We start from the raw sequence: 20,831 nt of genomic DNA, 5'->3' as shown, positions 1-20,831 counted from the left end.
ATGAGGAGGACGGTGCGCACCAAATGGGAGTTTGTGCGCCGTCTCATCCTCAACCGCCCAAGAAACTCTTTCTCACTTCCGGATCAGCCAGCAATTCCTTGCCCGTACCGGTATAGGCGTTTCGCCCCTGAACCAGCACATATCCCTTATCGGCAATCTCCAGTGCCTGGCGGGCGTTTTGTTCAACCATCAGGATCGGCAGGCCGGTGCGTGCGACCTCGATGATGCGGTCAAAAAGCTCATCCATCACGATGGGTGAGACACCTGCGGTGGGCTCGTCCAGCATCAGGACCTTGGGTTGCGTCATCAGCGCGCGACCCACGGCAACCTGTTGGCGCTGACCGCCAGACAGTTCGCCGGCAGGTTGGTTGCGTTTGTCACGCAGAATTGGGAACAGATCATAGACCTGCTCCATCGTGTCCGAGAAATCGTCGTGACGGATAAAGGCACCCATTTCCAGATTTTCCTCGACAGTCATCGAGGTGAAAATGTTCGATGTCTGAGGAACAAAGCCCATACCGCGGATCACGCGATCTTGTGGGGTGAGGCTGGTGATATCCTCGCCGTCTAGACGTACAGAGCCGGCGCGCACATCCAGCATCCCAAACACGGCCTTCATCGCCGTTGACTTGCCCGCACCGTTGGGGCCGACGATAACGGCGATCTCACCCTTGTCCACGGCAATGGTGCAGTCATGCAGGATATCCGGGCCTTTGCCATAACCGCCGGTCATGGTGTCGCCGATCAGAAACGGGCCGCCTTCAACGCGATGAGTCGTCCCGCTTTTACGATGGGCAGGCGTCATTGTTCCGATACCTTGCGTGTTGGTAATCGATGCGTCCTTGTTGCCCTTGTCGTCCTGATAGGGGTTGTCGCTCATGCCAGCGGTCATGTCTGGGCCTCCAGCTTGTCTTTGTTTTTGAGGCCGGTGCCAAGATAGGCTTCGATCACGTGCTCGTTTGCCTTGATCTCATCCAGAGTACCCTCGGCCAAAACCTTGCCCTCGGCCATGCAGATGACCGGGTCGCAGATCTTGCCGATGAAATCCATGTCGTGCTCGATGACAACAAATGTATAACCACGCTCTTTGTTCAGGCGCAGGATCGTATCAGCGATGGTCATCAGCAGGGTGCGGTTCACGCCTGCTCCGACCTCGTCCAGAAATACGATCTTGGCGTCCACCATCATGGTACGACCAAGTTCCAGCAGTTTCTTTTGACCGCCCGAAACCTGACCGGCCTTGTGATCGGCCAGATGTTCGATGGTCAGAAACTCCAGCACCTCGTCTGCCTTGGCTTTCAGCGCGCGTTCTTCATCAGCGATGCGCTTGCGTCCGAACCAGGTATTCCATAGCGCCTCACCCGATTGCGCACCGGGCACCATCATCAGGTTTTCGCGGCAGGTCATCGACGAAAACTCATGCGCGATCTGGAACGTGCGCAGCAAACCCTTGTGAAACAGCTCATGCGGGGGCAGGCCGGTGATATCTTCACCATCCATAACCACCTTGCCGCTGGTCGGGGGCAAAACACCGGCGATTACATTGAACAGAGTGGTTTTTCCGGCCCCGTTGGGCCCGATCAGGCCGGTGATCGACCCTTTTTGGATTTCCAGCGACGCCCCGTCCACCGCGTGAAACCCGCCGAAATGCTTATGCACGTCCTCGACGACGATCATGGTATCCCCTTGCCTTGTCCCCGTGAAACGAGGTGCAGCCTTTTGTCATTGAAACAGCCCGGGCACAAGGCCCGGGCTGTTTGATTTTATGGTTTGATATGCGGGATCAACGGAAGTTGACGGTCTTGTTTTCGCCGTCGGTCACTTCGATCTCGCGGTAAGACCCTGCGCTTTCGCCGGGGCCGATCAACTCGACACCGGACGCGCCGACATAGTCGATGTCCTGACCGGCGGCCAGCAGTTCCAGACCTTTCGCCAGTTCACCGGGATAAATCTTTTCACCCGGCGCATTGGCGACGTCCATTACTTTGCCCGCGTAATCTGCCGGATTGGTCGAACCGGCGGCTTGCATGGCGAACATGAACAGCGCTGCCGCGTCATAGGATTCGGGCGAATAGGGCGACGAACCGTCAAATCCGGCTGCTTCGGCCAGTGCAAAGTACTTTTCTGCACCTTCACCACCCGACCCGGCGATCTGACCGAACGAGCCGTTCAGGTCGGGGCCGACATTTGCGGGCAGTGAGTCGCCAATCATGCCACCGGGCAGACCAAAGGTGTCAAACGCACCGCTGTCCAGCGACGACTGGATGATGCCCAGACCACCCTGGTCCAGATAACCCGCGACAACCAGAATGTCTCCACCGGCCGAGGCCAGCGCGCCAACTTCAGCCGAATAGTCGGCCTTGCCGTCTTCATGCGCCGTAACGATGGTCACTTCACCGCCAACCGCTTCGAAGGACGTCTGGATCGCATCGGCCAGACCTTTGCCATAGTCGTTGTTGGTATAGGTCAGCGCGATCGAGTTGATGCCGCGATCCTTGAGGATATCAGCCATAACCTGACCTTCGCGCGCATCCGACGGTGCGGTGCGGAAGAAAAGGCCGTTGTCCTCCATGGTCGACAGGCCGGGCGAGGTCGCCGAAGGCGAGATCATGACCATGCCGTTTGGAATGGCAACGTTTTGCAGAATCGCGCCGGTTACACCCGAACAGTCGCCGCCGATGATGCCTGCAACGCCGTCAGCGATCATACGCTCGCCGTTCGAGGTGGACAGACCATTGTCGATACAGCCGGTATCAGCACGTACACCAGCCACGCTGGCACCGTTCATGAACTTGCCGGATTCGTTGACTTCGGCGATTGCCAGTTCCGCGCCCGATCCCATGGCAGGGGCCAGCGATTCAATCGGGCCGGTAAAGCCGATCAAAATCCCCAGTTTGACATCTTCGGCCATGGCTGCGCCGGCCAGCAATGCAGTTGCTGCAGTTGCAGTAAGCAGCTTTTTCATATGGTTACTCCCAGTTGTGAACGTATTCGTTCTGGCGACGACCCTAGGCAAGCTGTTCGGAAAAGAAAAGTCCTAACGCAAACCTGTCTTTTTCGTTTGAAATCCTATCTGTTTTGTTGGGACTCACCCCTGATTGTCACCGAAAGGGACCAGAATGCTCAGAACGGCGATGATTCTGTCTTTCTCACTCTGCGCCTGGAATGCCGCAGCCCAAACGTTGTCGGTTTCAGCCGGGATGGTCCAGCTGGAAGAAATGGTCGGCGGGTTGGAGACCCCATGGGCGGTTGGCATTTTACCCGATGAAAGCTTCCTCGTCACGGAACGGGATGGAAGGTTGCTGTATGTGCGAAATGGACAAGTTGGGGATGTTTCAGGCGTTCCAATGGTTGCGGCTTTGGGGCAGGGCGGATTGCTGGACGTCACGATCTCACGCGATTTCAATCAAAGTCGAGAGGTCTTTCTGACCTTCGCAAAACCTCAGGGCGACGGTGCAGGGACTGCGGTTGCGGTTGCGCGCCTGTCCGAGACTGGCAAAAACCTTCAGAACCTTCGAGTAATTTTCGAGGCATCGCCAGGTGGTACGGGTGGTCGGCATTTTGGCAGCCGTGTGGTCGAAGCGCATGATGAGACATTGTTCGTGACCTTGGGCGAGCGGGGACAGGCGGAGAATGCACAGGATCGGTCCAATCCTTTGGGCTCGGTCATTCATATCAACCGCGATGGGACGGTTCCGGCAGATAACCCCTTTGTCGGGCAATCGAATATCGAACCCGAGATATGGTCATACGGTCATCGAAATCCACAGGGCGCGGATTTGGACGCGCTTGGCCGACTTTGGATCTCGGAACACGGGGCGCGGGGTGGAGATGAAATCAACCAACCCCGCGCAGGTGCCAATTACGGCTGGCCTGTTATCTCGTACGGCACACATTATTCGGGTGAAAAAATCGGCGAGGGCACCAGCAAGCCTGGCATGGAGCAGCCGCGCCTGTACTGGGACCCGTCCATCGCGCCGTCGGGGTTGATGGTCTATTCCGGCGGCATGTTTCCCGAATGGCGGGGCGACATTTTCGTGGGCTCGCTGAAATTCGACTATATCGCGCGGCTGTCTGGGGATCCACTGCGCGAGGTCGAGCAGATCAGGGGACCCGAAACCGAACGGGTCCGCGACATCGTGCAGGCCCCTGATGGGGCAATCTGGTTCATCTCGGTCGGGAAAGGGGCGGTTTACAGGCTCGCCCGTTCGTCCTAGGAGTGTCGGAATGCACTTCATAGAGGATTGATATGTTCCGCATTCTCGCAACGATAATCTTGTGCCTTTTGGCGGTTCCCGCTGCGGCGGACGAGGTTTTTCCGACCTATGCCGATTATGAAACCTTCGTCGATACCAAGATGAAGAACCGCGAATTTTCGAACGTCGTCAAACGGTTGGGAGGCGCTGATGAATACACGCCGCAGGAGATGGAGGTTCTTCAGGGCCAACTGCGCGACCTTGTTCCATATTACCTGACCCACGCCAACGTGGCCAAGCGGGTCGAGCTTGAAAACGGCTTCACGCAGGAGATGCGGGTGTATTGGAATGACAAGAACAGCTATGTTTTCATCTACACGGTATTGCACGAACGTGACGACGGTCTGATGGTTCTCAGTTTTTCCCTCAACACCAATGTTACGCCCATTCTGGAGAAATTCTAGGCGCTCAGACCGATAGCCGCCCGCTCTGCGCACCACGCTCGCGATAGGGCGTGGTGTTGTAATGCGCGCGGTAGCATTTCGAGAAATGGCTAGGCGAGGCGAACCCACAGGCCAGGGCTACGTTGATGACGCTCATATCGGTTTGCATCAGCAGGTTCCGCGCCTTGTGCAAACGAAGCTCCATATAGTACCGCTTGGGCGAGCGGCTGAGATAACGCCGGAACAGTCGCTCAAGTTGGCGGGTCGACATGCCGACTTCCTTGGCCAGAATCGAAGGTGAGATCGGCTCTTCTATGTTCTTTTCCATCATCAGGATGACCTGACTCAACTTGGGGTGACGTACGCCAATACGCGTCGGTGTAGACAGGCGCTGCGTGTCCTGATCTGTCCGGATAGACGAATAGATCATCTGATCCGCCACCGCATTTGCCAGGTCTTCGCCGAAATCGTCTGCAATCAACTTGAGCATCAGATCGATAGAAGAGGTCCCCCCAGCCGTCGTCATACGACTGCCGTCAATCTGAAAGACTGCTTTCGTCAACTCGACCTCATCGAATTCTTCGATGAAACTGTCGGAGTTTTCCCAATGTATCGTCGCCCGCTTGTTGTCCAGCAGACCGGCCTTGGCCAAGGTATAAGCAGCCGTGCACAGACCGCCGATCCGCAATCCGCGCCGTGCCTCGCGCCGCAACCAGTTCAGAATGCGTTTGGTGGTCGCGGCTTGTACGTCAACGCCCCCGCAAATCAGAACGACATCGTCGCGTTGCAGTTCGTCCAGGTCACGATCCAGTTTGAATTCGGTTCCGGCTGAACATGAAATCGAATCTCCGCCTTCACCTGAAAGCGTCCATGTATAAAGTTGTTTGTCGGCCATGCGGTTTGCGATGCGCAGGCTGTCGAGCGCCGACGCAAAAGACAGCAGCGAAAACTTGTCCAGCAGGACAAAAACGAAATGGCGGGGTGTGGCCCCAGCATTTTCCACCGTGACTGCTTGGCGTTGCACTTGCATGACAAAATGTCCTTAATTCTGCGCGGGAAAACCTGGTATCCGGCGACGTATTTGGCAGTCACCATGATCAAAGCTTGTTTGCGGCGTCAAGAGGCGCAAATGGGATATGGTCACTCTTCATTGCTTTTTGTATAGAGGCGACCTGAACACTTCAGCGGAGATCAAAGCTATGACCGAATGGCAAAAGTCGAACTGGCGCAACAAGCCCCGGGTTCAGATGCCAGACTATACCGACGCGGCCGCATTGGCCAAGGTCGAGGCCCAGCTTTCGCAGTATCCCCCGCTGGTCTTTGCCGGTGAAGCGCGGCGCCTCAAGCAACATCTTGGTGCCGCCGGTCGCGGCGAGGCCTTCCTGCTTCAGGGCGGGGATTGTGCTGAAAGCTTTGAACAATTCAGCGCCGATGCGATCCGTGACACCTTCAAGGTGATGCTGCAAATGGCGATGGTTCTGACCTACGGTGCCAAGGTGCCCGTGGTAAAGGTCGGTCGCATGGCCGGTCAATTTGCAAAGCCGCGCAGCGCCCCGACAGAGGTTGTGAATGGTGTAGAACTGCCCAGCTACCGGGGTGACATCATCAACGAACTGGCGTTCACGCCCGAAGCGCGGATTCCGAATCCCGGAAAGATGTTGCAGGCCTACACGCAGGCGGCGGCCACGTTGAACCTGCTGCGTGCCTTCTCAACCGGTGGCTTCGCCGACATGAGCCGTGTTCATTCGTGGACGCTGGGCTTTACCGACGAACAGGACGTTCAGAAGTATTCCGAAGTTGCGGACCGCATTCAGGACACCATCGACTTCATGGAAGCGGCTGGTATCACGGCAGACACGACGCACGAATTCTCGACCGTTGAATTCTACACCAGTCACGAAGGTCTGTTACTGGAATATGAAGAGGCGCTGACCCGTCTGGATTCGACCTCGGGCAACTGGCTGGCCGGGTCTGGCCATATGATCTGGATTGGCGACCGTACACGCCAGCCTGACGGCGCACATGTCGAGTTTTGTCGTGGCGTTCTGAACCCGATCGGATTGAAATGTGGTCCGACGACGACGGCAGAAGACCTCAAGGTTCTCATGTCGAAGCTGAACCCTGAAAATGAAGAGGGCCGCCTGACCCTGATCGCGCGCTTTGGTGCGGGTAAGGCGGGTGAACACCTTCCGCGTCTGGTCAAGGCCGTGAAGGAAGAAGGCGCTAAGGTTACTTGGGTCTGCGACCCGATGCACGGCAATACGATCAAATCGGCCACGGGCTACAAAACCCGCCCGTTCGATTCTGTCCTGCGTGAGGTGCGCGATTTCTTTGGTGTGCATCAATCCGAGGGCACGATCCCTGGCGGTGTCCATTTCGAGATGACCGGTCTCGACGTTACCGAATGCACCGGTGGTGTGCGGGCCGTGACCGAAGAGGATCTGTCGGATCGTTACCACACCGCCTGCGACCCACGCCTGAACGCGTCTCAGTCACTGGAACTGGCGTTCCTTGTGGCGGAAGAACTGACCAACCTGCGCCGTAACGGATCAAAACGCGCCGCAAGTTAAGCGTGCGAAAAGAAGGAAAAACAGCGGGCCAACGGTCCGCTGTTTTTTTTGTTCCGGGTGTTCAAACTGGTTCAGTCATCGCGCGACACGACCAGACGAAGGTGTTTGGCCGCGCGTTTGAAATCCGTTTGGTCTTCGGCAAAACCGTCAACGGTTTGAGGCACAGCAGGAACTGGTGCCTGAACTTCCGAAAACGATTTGATCCGCGTATCCGTAATCGAAAATCTGCGTGGGGTTTTACCAATCGCACCATCCGCAACCATGACGCCCAGAACCCGGCTGACGTCGCCCAGATCGCTTTTGAGCGGCAAAAGGATCATGCAGGCCTGCATCCGGGTACGTCCCAGTATCCCGCTCGAATCCAACCCCAGTTCGGCAACGGCGGGTGCTGCGAAAACCTGCTCCAGAACGTCCTTAAGACTGGCGCGGTCATCAGGTTGAAAAAAGGCCGTCACAGGCATGCCGCGAACCTCCATCCCCGCAAGCGCGTTCAAGTGGCTTCCGGCAAGGCGAAACCGGGCCAGTCCGGGGGCGATCCGTTCAAGAATGAAAGTATATTCAAGTATGTTTTCCAGTCCACGCGGGTCGACCTGAGACCGCATCGGAACACCGTCACCGCTCAGCAATGCAGTCCAATACGCCTCGGCCTGGCGGATCGGCGTAAGGCTGCGCCCACTGTCAAAGCGATCCATTGCGACGATCTTTCCAAATTCTGACCCGGAACCAGTCCCGAAAAAGGTTTTCATTTTCTTCACCCTTACGTCAATTGGCCGCCATTTTCATAAAATGCAACACAACCGGAGCATTTGTGGCCTGCAAGCCATTACCAGGGGTAGTTTGACTCGGGTTTATTCAATTTTGGAGCAATTCTTTAACGAATGGTTAACTTACGCCAAACAAATGCGGCCTCAGCAAACTCTTGCTCTGCACCGGCCAATCGCATTAGGTGCGGCACACATCCAAATGGGTGAGGTCACAGGAAAGGACAGTCATGATCAGATCCATGACCGGGTTTGCCTCGGGGAAGGGGGAATACGGACCGCACAGCTGGACGTGGGAGTTGCGCAGTGTCAACGGCAAAGGCCTTGATATGCGCTTGCGCGTCCCTGATTGGCTGACCGGGCTTGAGGTGGTCCTTAGGGCCACGCTGTCAAAATCCCTGAGCCGTGGGAATGTGACCCTTTCAATGCGTCTGACCCGCGAGGACTCTGCCTCGGAACTGGCATTGAACGAGGTCGCTATGGCCGCTGCCCTGAGCGCTTTGGAACAAACACACAAGATGGCAGCTGCGCGCGGTATTGCTCTGGAACCGGCGCGCGCCTCGGACCTTTTGGCACTGAAAGGCATGTTGGATGCAACCGCAGATGCGGATGATCCCGCTCCGCTGGTGGCGCGCCTGACCGAAGATTTCAACGACCTGTTGGCCGCTTTTGTCGGAATGCGCCAGACCGAAGGCGAAGCGTTGGCGGCCGTGCTGAACACTCAGCTGGACCAAGTTGCGGCGCTGACAGCGCAGGCAGCCGATCTGGCCGTGCAACGCAAGGACAAGATGGCCGCGGCACTTCGGGACAATCTGGCGCACGTACTGGACAATGCGCAGGGCGCGGACCCGGATCGCGTCGCGCAGGAACTGGCTTTGATCGCGGTCAAAGCCGACATTACCGAAGAGATCGACCGCCTGTCTGCACATGTGGCCGCAGCGCGAGAGTTGCTTGGGCAGGAAGGGGCTGTCGGACGCAAGCTTGATTTCCTGATGCAAGAGTTCAACCGCGAAACCAACACGCTGTGTTCCAAGGCTCAGAGTACGGATCTGACGGCTGTCGGGCTGGAATTGAAGGCGGTGATCGATCAGATGCGCGAACAAGTGCAAAACGTGGAATAACGATGGGAACGACTGATATGGCGGATCGCCGAGGCCTTTTAATCATCCTGTCTTCCCCGTCCGGGGCAGGCAAATCTACCCTGGCAAAGCGGCTGATGGACTGGGACAAGGACCTTGAGTTTTCGGTCTCGGCCACAACCCGTGCCCCGCGTCCGGGGGAAGAACATGGGCGGGATTACTATTTTCTTTCTGAAGACGAGTTCAAGCAGAAGGTCGCCGATGGCCAGATGTTGGAACATGCGCATGTCTTCGGTAATTTCTATGGCTCACCCGCTGATCCGGTGCGTAGTTCGATCCACGCGGGTAAGGACGTGCTGTTCGACGTGGACTGGCAAGGCGAGGTTCAGATCCGCAACTCGGATCTGGGTAAGCATGCGTTGTCGATCTTCATCCTGCCGCCATCGATCCCTGAACTGCGCCGCCGTCTGGAATCGCGTGGACAAGATAGCGATGAAGTTATCGCAAGGCGGATGCTCAAAAGCTGGGATGAGATCAGCCACTGGGGCTATTACGATTATGTCCTGATCAATGACGATCTTGAGGCGACCGAAAAGAAGCTCAAGACCATCGTCAGCGCCGAACGGATGCGCCGTATTCAACAGCCAAATCTGCAACAACACGTGCGCAAACTTCAAAACGAATTCGAGGGGCTGTCATGACGATCTACGCTTTAGGTGAGCACATGCCGGATATTCACGAGGACACGTGGGTTGCGCCCGATGCCAACCTGATCGGCAAGGTTGTGCTGGAAAAGGGTGCCTCGGTTTGGTTCGGCTGCACGATACGCGCAGATCACGAGGAAATCCGCGTTGGTGCAGGTAGCAACGTTCAGGAAAACTGCGTCATGCACATCGATGCCGGGTATCCTTTGTGGATTGGTCCGAATTGCACCATCGGACACAAAGTGATGCTGCACGGATGTACGATCGGACAAAATACTCTGATCGGAATGGGCGCGATTGTTCTGAATGGTGCCCGGATCGGACGGAATTGCCTGATCGGGGCAGGGGCCCTGATCACGGAAGGCAAGGAGATTCCGGATAACTCCCTTGTGATGGGGGCTCCGGGCAAAGTGGTGCGCCAACTGGACGAGGCCGCAGCAAAACGGATTACCCTAAGCGCGCTGCATTATCAGGAAAACATGCGCAGGTTTCGGGACACTCTGAGACCTGTTCAATAAAGCGCGCGGATTGATCGGGGTTTGAAGCATGTCAGATGACCTTCTAGACGGATTTGTTCAGGCCATCCCAATGCCCGCGCTGATAGTGGATCAGACCGAACGGATCATTGCCGCCAATACGGATGCGAAAACCCTTCTGGGGCAGAATATCGAGGGGCGGCATTTCGCGACCATCCTGCGGCAGCCACAGGTTCTTGAAGCGATTGAGCAAAGCCTCCAGTCCAAAGGAAGCAAGGCAGCGCGTCATCTTTCCAATGATGGCGCGCAGGACACAACATTTGATGTGCAATGCCGGTATATGAACGGGGTCGGAGCTGTGTCGGGCGGGGCCGTTCTGACCACTTTTCAAGATGTCACGCATCTGGAGCAGGCAAGTCAGATGCGCCGCGACTTTGTTGCCAATGTCAGTCACGAGTTGCGGACGCCTTTGACGGCGCTGATGGGCTTCATTGAAACCTTGCGCGGCCCTGCACGTAACGATCCGGCTGCGCGTGACCGGTTCCTGCAAATCATGGCCGATGAAGCCAACAGGATGAACCGGCTGGTTGGCGATCTTTTGTCCCTGAACCGCGTGGAAAGCGAAGAAAGAGTTCGCCCAAATAAACAGCTGGAGCTGACAGGGCTGCTGCAATCCACCATGAACTCGTTGCGCCCCCTTGCGGAAGAGGCGGGCGTGACGCTGACGCTTGACGCACAGGACGGCCCGCTTTCCGTTACCGGAGACAGCGATCAGTTACGGCAGGTATTCACCAACCTGATCGAAAACGGAATAAAATACGGTGCCAGCGGTGGTAGCGTCACAGTCCGCGTTCTGTCATCAGAGCGTGACGCGGCGATGCGTGGGCCAGGGGTGCGGGTGAAGGTCATCGACAAGGGGCCAGGAATTGATTCCGTACACCTGCCACGCCTGACCGAGCGATTCTATCGCGCCGACAACCACAGGTCCCGCCAGTTGGGTGGAACGGGGCTGGGGCTGGCCATCGTCAAGCACATCGTCAATCGCCACCGCGGACGGTTGCGCGTGGAAAGTGAGTTGGGAAAAGGTTCCGTGTTTACGGTCATCTTACCACGGTAGCCCTTCCCGCATTACCACCCTACGAAATCTGCCTCGTTACGATTTTCTGACTCGAAATCTCAGGATATTCGAGAGTTGTCATAAAAGCGTTACACACTTGTCACAAAAGGCTTACGCACGACCCCTAGGGGTGCACGCAGGATCATCATGGGGGTGATCAATCATACCTTTTCAAGGAGACTGAAATGTCCTTTGTGAAACTGTCGGCTTCTGCGCTGGCAATCGCCGCCGTCTCGGCAACCACCGCTGCTGCCCGTGACAACGTTCAGGTTGCCGGTTCGTCGACCGTTCTGCCATATGCCTCGATCGTTGCGGAACTGTTTGGTGAGAACACCGATTTCCCGACCCCGGTTGTTGAATCGGGCGGTTCGTCAGCTGGTCTGAAGCGTTTCTGTGAAGGTGTTGGTGAAAACACCATCGACATTGCAAACGCATCGCGCGCGATCCGTGAAAAAGAAATCAAAGCCTGCGCCGAAAACGGTGTGACTGACATCATGGAAGTCCGCATCGGTTATGATGGTATCGTTTTTGCAAGCCAGCAGACCGGTCCTGCCTTCACCGCTTTTGAACCTGCCGACATCTTTAACGCTTTGGGCGCAAAAGTTCTGAAAGACGGTGAAGTGGTTGATAACCCTTACACCACCTGGGCTGAATTCAACCCCGAACTGCCTGATGTAGAAATCGCGGGCTTTATTCCGGGTACAAAACACGGCACCCGTGAAGTGTTCGAAGAAAAAGTTCTGCTGATCGGTTGTGAAGCGACCGGCGCGATGGAAGCCATGATTGCTGGCGGCATGAGCGAAGACGACGCAGAAGATGCATGTCTGGCTGTACGTACCGACGGCAAGGCGGTCGACATCGATGGTGACTACACCGAAACGCTGGCGCGTATCGACACCAACCCCAATGGCATCGGCATCTTCGGCCTGGCGTTCTACGAGAACAACACCGACAAGCTGAAAGTGGCAACCATGTCGGGTATCGCTCCTTCGACCGAAACCATCTCGACCGGTGAATATCCGGTTTCGCGCCCGCTGTTCTTCTACGTGAAGAAAGCCCATATTGGCGTGATCCCCGGCCTGAAAGAATACGCCCAGTTCTTTACCCACGACGAAATCGCAGGCGCTTCGGGTCCTCTGGCAAACTATGGTCTGGTTGCGGACCCTGAGCTGGCAAAAACTCAGGATGCAATCGCCAACGAAGTAACCATGGGTTCGGGCAGCTAATCCCGCCTTTGGTTCGAAATACCGGGGGCGGCATTTATGTCGCCCCCACATTTTTCAGCTTTCCCGGCCAAGACCAAATGGGGGTTTCATGCCGATAGTATGGCTCGTTCTGATCGTGCTTGCGATTGCTTCAGTCGGTTACGTGTTGGGGCGCACACGCGCCCTGCAAAGCGTCACAGGAGATATCCGGGCTTTGCACTCGCTGCCGTCGTATTATGGCGCAAATGTCGCTCTCAAGACGATCGTACCCGCATTTGGCCTTATGATCCTCTGGTTGCTGGTACAACCGCTTTACGTGAACTCTCAGGTTTCTGAAACGATCTCGGGTTCCGCCATCCAAGACGGCTCGTCCCTAAATCTGGTCATGGCCGAGGTCCGTCGCACCGCTTACGGTCTGGATAACGCGGTTGCCGCCGGGCAGATACCCGAGGAACTGGCGCGCAACGCGCGCGCGGATGTAATCGACATGACCCAGCGTCTGAAGGATGCCGGGCAGGTGGTGACGTCGGATATCACGCAACCTGTGCTGCGCGCGGCGCAAACCTATCGGATCATGAATGCGACCGGCTATTCGATCATGGCAGTCGCCGTCATACTGACCGCACTCGCCGGTGCTGCGGTCAGCTGGTTTCAAACTCGCGCGGAATACCGCGCGCGTAATGTGGTCGAGCAGGGGGTGCGTATCCTGTTGCTGGCGGCCGCATCCATCGCAATTCTGACCACTGTCGGGATTGTCCTGTCCCTGGTTTTCAACACTTGGGAATTCTTCAAGCTCTACCCTGCTACCGATTTCTTTTTCGGCACGACATGGGCCCCCAGCTTTTCGGGGCGCGGCGGGTCGTCTGAGCTTGGTATTATTCCCTTGTTGTGGGGGACATTCTATATCTCGCTCGTTGCGCTGCTGGTGGCCGTCCCGATCGGTTTGTTCGCCGCGATTTACCTCAGCGAATACGCCTCCCCCCGTGTCCGCGCCGTAGCAAAACCGCTGCTCGAGATTCTGGCCGGTATCCCGACCATCGTTTACGGCCTATTTGCGCTGCTGACCGTTGGTCCGCTTTTGCTTGGCCTGTTCGGGGATGAGGGGCTTGGCTGGATGAAAGCTGGCACGGCAGTCATGACCGCTGGGTTGGTCATGGGCATCATGCTGATCCCGTTTGTGTCCTCTTTGTCCGATGACATCATCAATGCGGTGCCGCAGGCCATGCGCGACGGCTCTTACGGATTGGGCGCAACGCAATCGGAAACCATCCGTCAGGTCGTTCTGCCAGCTGCGCTTCCGGGTATCGTGGGGGCGATCCTGCTGGCCGCATCGCGCGCCATCGGTGAGACTATGATCGTGGTTCTTGGGGCAGGGGCGGCAGCACGGCTGAGCCTGAACCCGTTTGAAGCCATGACGACGGTCACCGCAAAAATCGTGAGCCAGCTAACCGGAGACGCGGATTTCGCTTCGCCCGAAGCGCTTGTGGCCTTTGCACTGGGCATGACCCTTTTCACCCTCACGCTTGGGCTGAACATCTTTGCCCTCTACATCGTGCGTAAGTATCGGGAGCAATACGAATGACCGACGCCAGTATGCAAAGCCCTGAAACAGGTCATCGCTCTGTCTCTCTGACTGTAGCGGATGCACATACCAAAAAACGTGCAAATGCAGAGAAACGATTTCGGGCCTACGGGATTGTCGCTATTGCAACGGGCCTGTTCTTCCTGATCGTTCTGTTCGCCTCGATCCTGTCGCAAGGTATTCCGGCCTTTCAGCGCACTGTTGTCAGCGTGGATTTCACCTTGTCCGCTGCGCAGCGAGACGAGGCGGAAAGTACGTTGTTCAAGACCAAGGCCTATTCCAACCTGTTCATCGCTCAGCTGAGCAAAGAACTGGAGGACCAAGGGATCAGCGTTGATTTCGACGAAGCGGCCATCGAACGTCTTCTTGGCAAAATCGGCGGTACAATCCGAACTTACTATGCCGACAACCCCGGCAAGCTGGGTGATCCGGTCAAGTTTGATCTGGCCGCCTCCAGCCGGGTCGACGGGTATTTCAAAGGCCGCGTGTCCCGTGACACCTTGCAGGACAGCCGGTTTCTACAGCTAAGCGATCTGGATCTGGTTGATGCGCTGGAACAGGCGGGCATCATCAAGCAGGCTTTCAACTGGCCGTTCATCACCGGCGCGGATTCTGGCGTTGACAACCCGGGCGGTGCTGGCATCGGCGCCTCGGTCATTGGGTCGTTTTTCATGATGCTGGTGGTTTTGGGCCTGTCACTGCCCATTGGTGTGGCAGCGTCGATCTATCTTGAAGAATTCGCCCCGCAGAACAGGTTCACCGACCTGATTGAAGTGAACATCTCGAACCTTGCAGCCGTGCCGTCGATTGTGTTCGGTATTCTGGGTCTGGCCGTGTTCATCCAGTTCATGCACCTGCCACAATCGGCACCGCTGGTAGGTGGTCTGGTTCTGACCCTCATGACATTGCCGACGATCATCATCTCGACCCGCGCCTCGCTGAAAGCGGTTCCACCGTCGATCCGTGATGCAGCGTTGGGGGTAGGGGCCTCGAAAATGCAGGCTGTGTTCCACCACGTGCTGCCTTTGGCCGCGCCGGGCATTCTGACCGGCACCATCATCGGTCTGGCACAAGCCTTGGGTGAAACTGCACCGTTGTTGCTGATCGGCATGGTAGGCTTTGTGGCGCGGGGATATCCCGACGGGTTCCTTGCCGGCTTTACCGAGCCGAACTCGGCAATGCCCGCCCAGATTTACACTTGGGCCGCACGCGCTGATGTCGGGTTCTACGAAAAGGCCTGGGGCGGAATCATCATCCTTTTGATGTTCCTGCTGACCATGAATATCATCGCTATCATCCTGCGCCGCCGCTTTGAACGCCGCTGGTAATTGGGGGCAACAATGAATGACATGACACGAGTGGAGAGAACCGTGGACTCCAAAGACATCAAGATCAACGCGAAGAAGGTTCAGGTTTATTACGGTGATACCCACGCCATCAAGGACGTGAGTGTTGAGATCGAAGACAAGACCGTCACGGCCTTTATCGGCCCTTCGGGTTGTGGAAAATCGACCTTCCTGCGGTGTCTGAACCGGATGAACGACACCATCGATATCTGCCGTGTCGAAGGTGATATCCTGTTGGACGGCGAAGACATTTATGACAAGCGGGTCGACCCCGTTCAGTTGCGCGCCAAAGTCGGCATGGTGTTCCAAAAACCGAACCCGTTCCCCAAGTCGATCTACGACAACGTGGCCTATGGTCCGCGCATCCACGGCTTGGCCAAGAATAAGGCGGAACTGGATGAGATCGTTGAGAAATCCCTGCGTCGAGGCGCAATCTGGGATGAGGTCAAGGACCGTCTGGATGCGCCTGGCACGGGTTTGTCAGGGGGGCAACAGCAACGTTTGTGTATCGCGCGCGCCGTGGCAACCGAACCGGAAGTCCTGTTGATGGACGAGCCGTGCTCGGCGCTGGACCCGATTGCAACCGCACAGGTCGAAGAGTTGATCGACGAATTGCGTTCCCGATATTCGGTTGTGATCGTCACACACTCGATGCAGCAGGCCGCGCGCGTCAGTCAGAAAACGGCCTTTTTCCACCTGGGTAATCTGGTGGAATTCGGTGAAACCGGTCAGATTTTTACCAATCCGGTCGATCCGCGCACGGAAAGCTACATTACAGGCCGTATCGGCTGAGCACAGGTATCAAACAATGAGCGAACAACATATTGCATCTGCTTTTGACCGCGACCTCGAAACAATCCAGGCGCATATCATGAAGATGGGCGGTCTGGTTGAGGCCGCTATCATGGGCGCGGCGCGCTCGCTTGAAAGCCGTGACGTTGAGCTGGCCCAGGAAGTACGACAAGGTGACAAGGCCATCGACGCGTTGGAAGACCTGATTGACGAGGAAACCGCGCGTCTGATTGCATTGCGCGCGCCCACGGCCAGTGACCTGCGACTGGTTCTTTCAGTCCTGAAAGTATCCGGTAATCTCGAGCGGATTGGCGATTACGCGAAGAACATCGCCAAGCGTACGACCGTTCTGGCTAATGCAGGCGAGATCAGCGGCAGCGCAGCTGCCTTGCGCCGCATGGCGCGCGAGGTTGAACGTATGCTGCGCGACGCGTTGGACGCCTATATTCAACGCGACGCGGAACTGGCCACCGACGTCATCAACCGCGATGAAGAGGTCGACCAGATGTATAACGGCCTGTTCCGCGAATTCCTGACCTTCATGGCTGAAGATCCGCGCAATATTTCGGCCTGTATGCACCTGCATTTCATCGCCAAGAACATCGAGCGTATGGGCGACCATGTAACCTCGATTGCCGAGCAGGTGGTGTATCTGGTTACAGGCGACCGCCCGACCGAGGCTCGGCCCAAGGCCGATATAACGTCGCAAACAGCGTAGGAGAGGCTTGAGATGTCCGCAGATCAACCGACGGTTCTGGTGGTCGAGGATGAGTTGGCCCAACGCGAGGTGCTGGCCTACAACCTTGAAGCCGAAGGTTTTCGCGTCTCAAAGGCGGCCAACGGTGACGAAGCTATGCTGCTGGTCGACGAAGACTGCCCGGATATCATTGTTCTGGACTGGATGATGCCCAACCTCAGCGGGATTGAGGTTTGCCGCCGGCTCAAAAGCCGTCCGGACACACGCTCGATCCCGATAATCATGCTGTCGGCCCGATCAGAAGAGGTAGACAAGGTTCGCGGGCTGGAAACTGGTGCCGACGATTATGTGGTCAAGCCATATTCGATCGTCGAACTGATGGCGCGTGTCCGAACACAACTACGCCGCGTCCGACCGGCAACTGTTGGCTTGCGACTGGAGTACGATGACATCATTCTGGATTCGGAAACCCACAAGGTCAGCCGCGACAGCAAGCCCTTGAAACTGGGTCCAACCGAATTCCGGCTTCTTAGCACGTTCATGGAAAAGCCGGGCAGGGTCTGGAGCCGTGAACAATTGCTTGATCGGGTTTGGGGACGCGATATCTATGTCGATACGCGTACGGTTGATGTTCACATTGGACGCCTGCGCAAAGCCTTGACGCAACATGGCGGCGAAGACCCGGTCCGCACAGTCCGAGGTGCCGGTTACGCGTTGGGATAACACGCATCAGACCTGTGTTGATCGCATTTATCTGATCGCTGATTGCGGTTGTATCTGAGTATTTCTCCGCCATGCCATATAACGTATAATTGGTATTATGATTAATTATGGGTGCTTGTATTACAGAACGCAAGCCAACACATTGAAAACACTGTAACGAACCTGTCCGGAATACGCATGGAGCTTAAGAACAAAACTGTCGTTGTCACCGGCGCTGCCCAAGGTATTGGTCGTGGTCTTGCAGAACGGTGTTCCCAAGAAGGTGCACGTGTAATCTGCTCGGATGTCGACATCGCTGGCGCAAATTTGGTCGCAGAGCAAATTGGTGGTCAGGCGTATCCCTGCGACGTTTCCAGCGAAGCGCAGATCAAGGCTCTGATTGATTTTGTTGAAGAAACTGTCGGTCCAATTGACCTGTTTTGCGCAAATGCCGGAATTCTGACGCTTGGCGGTCTCGATGTTGCGGACGAAGATTGGGATCGGATCTGGAAGATCAATGTCATGTCCCATGTCTGGACTGCTCGCCATCTGGTTCCACGCATGGTTCGTCGCGGCGGCGGATATATAATGATAACTGCGTCTGCGGCAGGTTTGCTGAACCAACCTGGTGCAGCCCCATATGGGGTTACCAAACACGCGGCTGTAGGATTTGCCGAATGGCTTTCGCTGACATATGGCGCTGAAGGATTGAAAGTCTCGGTCCTGTGTCCGCAGGCGGTACGTTCGAAAATGACCGAAGGCCATGAAATCTCAGTAGCTTCGATTGATGGGATGCTTGAGCCCAGAGATGTGGCTGAATCCTGTGTGCAAGCTATTCGAAATGAACGGTTTTTGATTCTGCCTCATCCACAAGTCGCTGATTATTTGCAATTCAAAGCGGCTGATTACGATCGGTGGCTTAGCGGAATGCAGAAGTTAAATCAAAAGTTTATTGGCAATACTTAAGGTCGTGCGCGAATTCTGCGCATCAATCCTTCCTGTGCGACAGATGCAACAAGGGTACCGTCCTCGGAATAGATCGATCCACGGTTAAAACTGCGTCCCTGCCCCGTCCACGGCGAGTCCATTACGTACAGATGCCAGTTCTGAAAATTTACCGGTGCGTGAAACCATAGCGCGTGGTCCAGACTTGCGCCGTTGAACTCTCCGCTAAACCAGCTCAGACCGTGTGGCCGCAATCCAGAGGACATCAGGTTCATGTCAGACGCATAAGCCAGCAGTAAGTGCTGCGTTCTGGCGTCAACGGAAGCGGCTGCAGGCATACGGAACCAAGTCTGGTTTCGATCATCAGAGACTTTCGGTGTGAATGGGTCCAGATGATCGACTTCCCGAACCTCGATCGGGCGTTCGCGCAGCAATTCGCCCCTCAACCTTTCTGGAACACGTTCAACGTATGTTTTACGCAATTCAGATCGGGACGGGTATGCTTCCGGTGCGTTCACGACGGGCATCGGATGCTGATGGTCCCAGCCTTCATCTTGGACATGAAACGATGCAGACATGTTCAGGATTTGCTTTCCGTGCTGAATCGCAACCACGCGGCGGGTTGTGAAAGAACCTCCGTCTCGCGCGCGATCAACTTGATAAATAACGGGTTTCTCCGGATCGCCCGGGCGAATGAAATAGGCGTGTAGCGAATGGCATAACCGTTCTTCAACAGTCCGATACGCCGCAGCCAGCGCCTGCGCGATGACCTGTCCGCCAAAGATGCGTGTGGGCGTTTCACCGCCCGACCCTGTCCCGCGAAACAGATCGACCTCAAGACGTTCAATATCCAGAAGATCCAGTAAGATACGTTCCGCTTCGGTCATCGTCTGCTCGCAAGTTGTGTCGTCCGGCACCGGGTATCAGTACAGGGGAAATCATTCAATCATGGCCGCATGGACCAGCGCCTTGAGTTCGGCACGGGATGGGTACGAACTTGACGGGGACAATTGGGTAAAGAAAATCGCCGTCAGGTCATTCTGCCAGTCAATCCAGAAATAAGTCGAGGCCATGCCACCCCAGCTGAAATCTCCGATTGAGCCGGGAACTTTTACCAGACCGGGGTTCAGGACGACGGCTCCGGCCAGCCCAAAGCCCATTCCGTCCATCGGTTGCTCTGCAAAACTCTGCGGACCCATTGACGCAATGTCGCCGGGAAGGTGATTGCGCATCATGAAATCGACTGTTTTCGGACCAAGTATGCGGCACCCGTTCCCGGCCCCCCGATTTCGAAGCATGTCCGCAAATTTGGCATAATCATCGATTGTCGAGATCAGACCGCCACCGCCGGAAAAGGTCGTCGTGTTTTCGAACGGGGATCCTATGTGGGAATCGAACAGTCGCAGGCTTTCGCTACCGTGATCCGCGGAATTCAGCGCCATCGCGTCGCCAGCCAATGGGGTATAGAGCGATGCGAAACGATCCCCTGCCCCAGCGGGTGCGGAAAAACCTGTTTCGCGCATGTCCAGCGGCTCAAGGATTTCGCTTCGAAAGAACTGCTCCAATGACTGGCCCGAGACCACCTCGATCACTCGACCCAGCACGTCAATCCCGACCGAGTATTCCCAGCGTGCACCGGGTCGGAACGCCAGTGGCAGCCCTGCCAGATCGCGCACAAGGTGTTCCAGAAGTCCCTGATTAGGTTTGAAAATAAGGTCCCGTTCATCCATCGCTTGGGGCAAAAGCCCGGAGTTGAACGGATAGCTTAGCCCACTGGTATGCGTCAGTAACTGATGCAGAGTGGGAGGCGGTGCAGCCTCGGTCTGATCCAGTCTCTCCGCCCCTGGGACCAGCGCGTGCATATCTTTGAATTCAGGCAGAAACTCAGACACAGGCACGTTCAGGTGAACAAGCCCGCGTTCGACCAATGTCATCAACGCGACCGATGTGACCGGTTTGGTCATGGAATAAATGCGCACCAACGTGTCCCGTTGGAAGGGCCGGCCAGTCTCCAGGCTGCTGAGACCACAGGCATGAAAAAAGGCCTCATTCCCTTTTTGGCGCAGCAAAAAGGATGATCCAGCATATTTGCGCTGCTCAACATAGCTCTCCATCCAATGGCTAAGCCGATCCAGCCGGGTTTGATCAAACATGGATTGCCTGTGGGACATTCGCGAGCTTCCGTGAGGTTCTGAATTGCGACTGTTTAAGCTTGT

Annotated in this window: 21 protein-coding genes; 14 read left to right on the top strand and 7 right to left on the bottom strand. The window is 56.2% G+C overall.

The annotated features are described in order from the left end of the window. Positions 1 to 49 precede the first annotated feature (49 nt). From ACR0DS_RS07880 to ACR0DS_RS07870, 3 genes are all read right to left on the bottom strand, one after another. Positions 50 to 880, bottom strand: coding sequence for an ABC transporter ATP-binding protein (locus ACR0DS_RS07880; RefSeq protein WP_267366696.1), 831 nt, complete (start codon positions 878 to 880; stop codon positions 50 to 52). Between the two features lie 8 nt (positions 881 to 888). Further along, the gene (locus ACR0DS_RS07875) at positions 889 to 1,677 is read right to left on the bottom strand and encodes an ABC transporter ATP-binding protein (RefSeq protein WP_209596275.1); all 789 of its coding nucleotides are present in this window, start codon (positions 1,675 to 1,677) and stop codon (positions 889 to 891) included. Positions 1,678 to 1,783: 106 nt separating this feature from the next. Next, positions 1,784 to 2,965 carry an ABC transporter substrate-binding protein gene (locus tag ACR0DS_RS07870; protein WP_209503916.1) on the bottom strand — a complete coding sequence of 394 codons (1,182 nt, stop codon included), beginning with the start codon at positions 2,963 to 2,965 and terminating at the stop codon, positions 1,784 to 1,786. 154 nt (positions 2,966 to 3,119) lie between these two features. On the opposite strand from ACR0DS_RS07870, the gene ACR0DS_RS07865 reads away from it, so the two are divergent. Then, the gene (locus ACR0DS_RS07865; RefSeq protein WP_480616720.1) at positions 3,120 to 4,217 is read left to right on the top strand and encodes a PQQ-dependent sugar dehydrogenase; all 1,098 of its coding nucleotides are present in this window, start codon (positions 3,120 to 3,122) and stop codon (positions 4,215 to 4,217) included. Positions 4,218 to 4,249: 32 nt separating this feature from the next. Further along, positions 4,250 to 4,660, top strand: a complete 411-nt coding sequence (locus ACR0DS_RS07860; protein WP_480480913.1) for a hypothetical protein — start codon at positions 4,250 to 4,252, stop codon at positions 4,658 to 4,660. Between the two features lie 4 nt (positions 4,661 to 4,664). Here the strand turns inward: ACR0DS_RS07860 and ACR0DS_RS07855 are convergent, their stop codons facing one another. Then, positions 4,665 to 5,669 carry a GlxA family transcriptional regulator gene (locus ACR0DS_RS07855; protein ID WP_480480915.1) on the bottom strand — a complete coding sequence of 335 codons (1,005 nt, stop codon included), beginning with the start codon at positions 5,667 to 5,669 and terminating at the stop codon, positions 4,665 to 4,667. 169 nt (positions 5,670 to 5,838) lie between these two features. Between ACR0DS_RS07855 and ACR0DS_RS07850 the strand changes: the two genes are divergently transcribed. Further along, entirely contained in the window at positions 5,839 to 7,209 is a 1,371-nt protein-coding gene (locus tag ACR0DS_RS07850; protein WP_480480917.1) for a class II 3-deoxy-7-phosphoheptulonate synthase, read from the top strand. 71 nt (positions 7,210 to 7,280) lie between these two features. Here ACR0DS_RS07850 and ACR0DS_RS07845 read toward each other — a convergent pair whose 3' ends face one another. Continuing rightward, a complete protein-coding gene (locus ACR0DS_RS07845; protein WP_480480919.1) occupies positions 7,281 to 7,955 on the bottom strand; it encodes a PAS domain-containing protein in 675 nt (224 codons plus the stop codon). A 245-nt stretch (positions 7,956 to 8,200) separates the two neighbouring features. Between ACR0DS_RS07845 and ACR0DS_RS07840 the strand changes: the two genes are divergently transcribed. The 11 genes from ACR0DS_RS07840 (at position 8,201) to ACR0DS_RS07790 (ending at position 18,636) form a co-directional block, all read left to right on the top strand. After that, positions 8,201 to 9,091, top strand: a complete 891-nt coding sequence (locus ACR0DS_RS07840) for a YicC/YloC family endoribonuclease (protein WP_480558383.1) — start codon at positions 8,201 to 8,203, stop codon at positions 9,089 to 9,091. Positions 9,092 to 9,108: 17 nt separating this feature from the next. Beyond that, positions 9,109 to 9,750, top strand: coding sequence for a guanylate kinase (gene gmk / locus ACR0DS_RS07835; RefSeq protein ID WP_480493148.1), 642 nt, complete (start codon positions 9,109 to 9,111; stop codon positions 9,748 to 9,750). Then, positions 9,747 to 10,271 (top strand): gamma carbonic anhydrase family protein, encoded by a 525-nt coding sequence (locus tag ACR0DS_RS07830; protein ID WP_480558385.1) that lies wholly within the window; start codon positions 9,747 to 9,749, stop codon positions 10,269 to 10,271. Before gmk ends, ACR0DS_RS07830 begins: the two co-directional genes overlap by 4 nt. A gap of 28 nt (positions 10,272 to 10,299) precedes the next feature. Further along, entirely contained in the window at positions 10,300 to 11,346 is a 1,047-nt protein-coding gene (locus ACR0DS_RS07825) for an ATP-binding protein (protein WP_480545576.1), read from the top strand. Between the two features lie 185 nt (positions 11,347 to 11,531). Beyond that, positions 11,532 to 12,572: a substrate-binding domain-containing protein gene (locus ACR0DS_RS07820; RefSeq protein ID WP_209503925.1), complete on the top strand. Its 1,041-nt coding sequence runs from the start codon at positions 11,532 to 11,534 to the stop codon at positions 12,570 to 12,572. Positions 12,573 to 12,660: 88 nt separating this feature from the next. Beyond that, positions 12,661 to 14,133 (top strand): phosphate ABC transporter permease subunit PstC, encoded by a 1,473-nt coding sequence (pstC, locus tag ACR0DS_RS07815; protein WP_480558387.1) that lies wholly within the window; start codon positions 12,661 to 12,663, stop codon positions 14,131 to 14,133. Next, the gene (gene pstA, locus ACR0DS_RS07810) at positions 14,130 to 15,461 is read left to right on the top strand and encodes a phosphate ABC transporter permease PstA (RefSeq protein ID WP_267366511.1); all 1,332 of its coding nucleotides are present in this window, start codon (positions 14,130 to 14,132) and stop codon (positions 15,459 to 15,461) included. The genes pstC and pstA overlap by 4 nt, the downstream gene beginning before the upstream one ends. A 12-nt stretch (positions 15,462 to 15,473) precedes the next feature. Continuing rightward, on the top strand, positions 15,474 to 16,271 hold the full coding sequence (pstB, locus tag ACR0DS_RS07805) for a phosphate ABC transporter ATP-binding protein PstB (protein ID WP_480480931.1): 798 nt from the start codon (positions 15,474 to 15,476) through the stop codon (positions 16,269 to 16,271). 16 nt (positions 16,272 to 16,287) lie between these two features. Further along, positions 16,288 to 16,989, top strand: coding sequence for a phosphate signaling complex protein PhoU (phoU, locus tag ACR0DS_RS07800; RefSeq protein WP_267366515.1), 702 nt, complete (start codon positions 16,288 to 16,290; stop codon positions 16,987 to 16,989). A gap of 12 nt (positions 16,990 to 17,001) precedes the next feature. Beyond that, the gene (phoB, locus tag ACR0DS_RS07795; RefSeq protein WP_209503930.1) at positions 17,002 to 17,691 is read left to right on the top strand and encodes a phosphate regulon transcriptional regulator PhoB; all 690 of its coding nucleotides are present in this window, start codon (positions 17,002 to 17,004) and stop codon (positions 17,689 to 17,691) included. Positions 17,692 to 17,868: 177 nt separating this feature from the next. Further along, positions 17,869 to 18,636, top strand: coding sequence for an SDR family oxidoreductase (locus ACR0DS_RS07790; protein WP_480558390.1), 768 nt, complete (start codon positions 17,869 to 17,871; stop codon positions 18,634 to 18,636). Here ACR0DS_RS07790 and ACR0DS_RS07785 read toward each other — a convergent pair. Then, a complete protein-coding gene (locus tag ACR0DS_RS07785) occupies positions 18,633 to 19,502 on the bottom strand; it encodes an acyl-CoA thioesterase (RefSeq protein WP_480558669.1) in 870 nt (289 codons plus the stop codon). The genes ACR0DS_RS07790 and ACR0DS_RS07785 overlap by 4 nt on opposite strands. Positions 19,503 to 19,553: 51 nt before the next feature. After that, positions 19,554 to 20,768, bottom strand: a complete 1,215-nt coding sequence (locus tag ACR0DS_RS07780) for a serine hydrolase domain-containing protein (RefSeq protein ID WP_480558392.1) — start codon at positions 20,766 to 20,768, stop codon at positions 19,554 to 19,556. Positions 20,769 to 20,831 lie beyond the last annotated feature (63 nt).

The organism is Ruegeria sp. AF5 (assembly GCF_056541905.1).
This window is presented reverse-complemented; position numbering and strand designations above follow the sequence as displayed.

What these genes read in the sequence shown, in the direction of transcription:
- pstB (WP_480480931.1), top strand. Translation starts at nt 15,474, where the DNA reads ATGAATGACATGACACGAGTGGAGAGAACCGTGGACTCCAAAGACATC.
- ACR0DS_RS07855 (WP_480480915.1), bottom strand. Translation starts at nt 5,669, where the DNA reads ATGCAAGTGCAACGCCAAGCAGTCACGGTGGAAAATGCTGGGGCCACA.
- phoB (WP_209503930.1), top strand. Translation starts at nt 17,002, where the DNA reads ATGTCCGCAGATCAACCGACGGTTCTGGTGGTCGAGGATGAGTTGGCC.
- ACR0DS_RS07785 (WP_480558669.1), bottom strand. Translation starts at nt 19,502, where the DNA reads ATGACCGAAGCGGAACGTATCTTACTGGATCTTCTGGATATTGAACGT.
- ACR0DS_RS07830 (WP_480558385.1), top strand. Translation starts at nt 9,747, where the DNA reads ATGACGATCTACGCTTTAGGTGAGCACATGCCGGATATTCACGAGGAC.
- ACR0DS_RS07865 (WP_480616720.1), top strand. Translation starts at nt 3,120, where the DNA reads ATGCTCAGAACGGCGATGATTCTGTCTTTCTCACTCTGCGCCTGGAAT.
- ACR0DS_RS07880 (WP_267366696.1), bottom strand. Translation starts at nt 880, where the DNA reads ATGAGCGACAACCCCTATCAGGACGACAAGGGCAACAAGGACGCATCG.
- pstC (WP_480558387.1), top strand. Translation starts at nt 12,661, where the DNA reads ATGCCGATAGTATGGCTCGTTCTGATCGTGCTTGCGATTGCTTCAGTC.
- ACR0DS_RS07850 (WP_480480917.1), top strand. Translation starts at nt 5,839, where the DNA reads ATGACCGAATGGCAAAAGTCGAACTGGCGCAACAAGCCCCGGGTTCAG.
- ACR0DS_RS07790 (WP_480558390.1), top strand. Translation starts at nt 17,869, where the DNA reads ATGGAGCTTAAGAACAAAACTGTCGTTGTCACCGGCGCTGCCCAAGGT.
- ACR0DS_RS07825 (WP_480545576.1), top strand. Translation starts at nt 10,300, where the DNA reads ATGTCAGATGACCTTCTAGACGGATTTGTTCAGGCCATCCCAATGCCC.
- ACR0DS_RS07875 (WP_209596275.1), bottom strand. Translation starts at nt 1,677, where the DNA reads ATGATCGTCGTCGAGGACGTGCATAAGCATTTCGGCGGGTTTCACGCG.
- ACR0DS_RS07860 (WP_480480913.1), top strand. Translation starts at nt 4,250, where the DNA reads ATGTTCCGCATTCTCGCAACGATAATCTTGTGCCTTTTGGCGGTTCCC.
- ACR0DS_RS07870 (WP_209503916.1), bottom strand. Translation starts at nt 2,965, where the DNA reads ATGAAAAAGCTGCTTACTGCAACTGCAGCAACTGCATTGCTGGCCGGC.
- pstA (WP_267366511.1), top strand. Translation starts at nt 14,130, where the DNA reads ATGACCGACGCCAGTATGCAAAGCCCTGAAACAGGTCATCGCTCTGTC.
- ACR0DS_RS07845 (WP_480480919.1), bottom strand. Translation starts at nt 7,955, where the DNA reads ATGAAAACCTTTTTCGGGACTGGTTCCGGGTCAGAATTTGGAAAGATC.
- ACR0DS_RS07820 (WP_209503925.1), top strand. Translation starts at nt 11,532, where the DNA reads ATGTCCTTTGTGAAACTGTCGGCTTCTGCGCTGGCAATCGCCGCCGTC.
- phoU (WP_267366515.1), top strand. Translation starts at nt 16,288, where the DNA reads ATGAGCGAACAACATATTGCATCTGCTTTTGACCGCGACCTCGAAACA.
- gmk (WP_480493148.1), top strand. Translation starts at nt 9,109, where the DNA reads ATGGCGGATCGCCGAGGCCTTTTAATCATCCTGTCTTCCCCGTCCGGG.
- ACR0DS_RS07780 (WP_480558392.1), bottom strand. Translation starts at nt 20,768, where the DNA reads ATGTTTGATCAAACCCGGCTGGATCGGCTTAGCCATTGGATGGAGAGC.
- ACR0DS_RS07840 (WP_480558383.1), top strand. Translation starts at nt 8,201, where the DNA reads ATGATCAGATCCATGACCGGGTTTGCCTCGGGGAAGGGGGAATACGGA.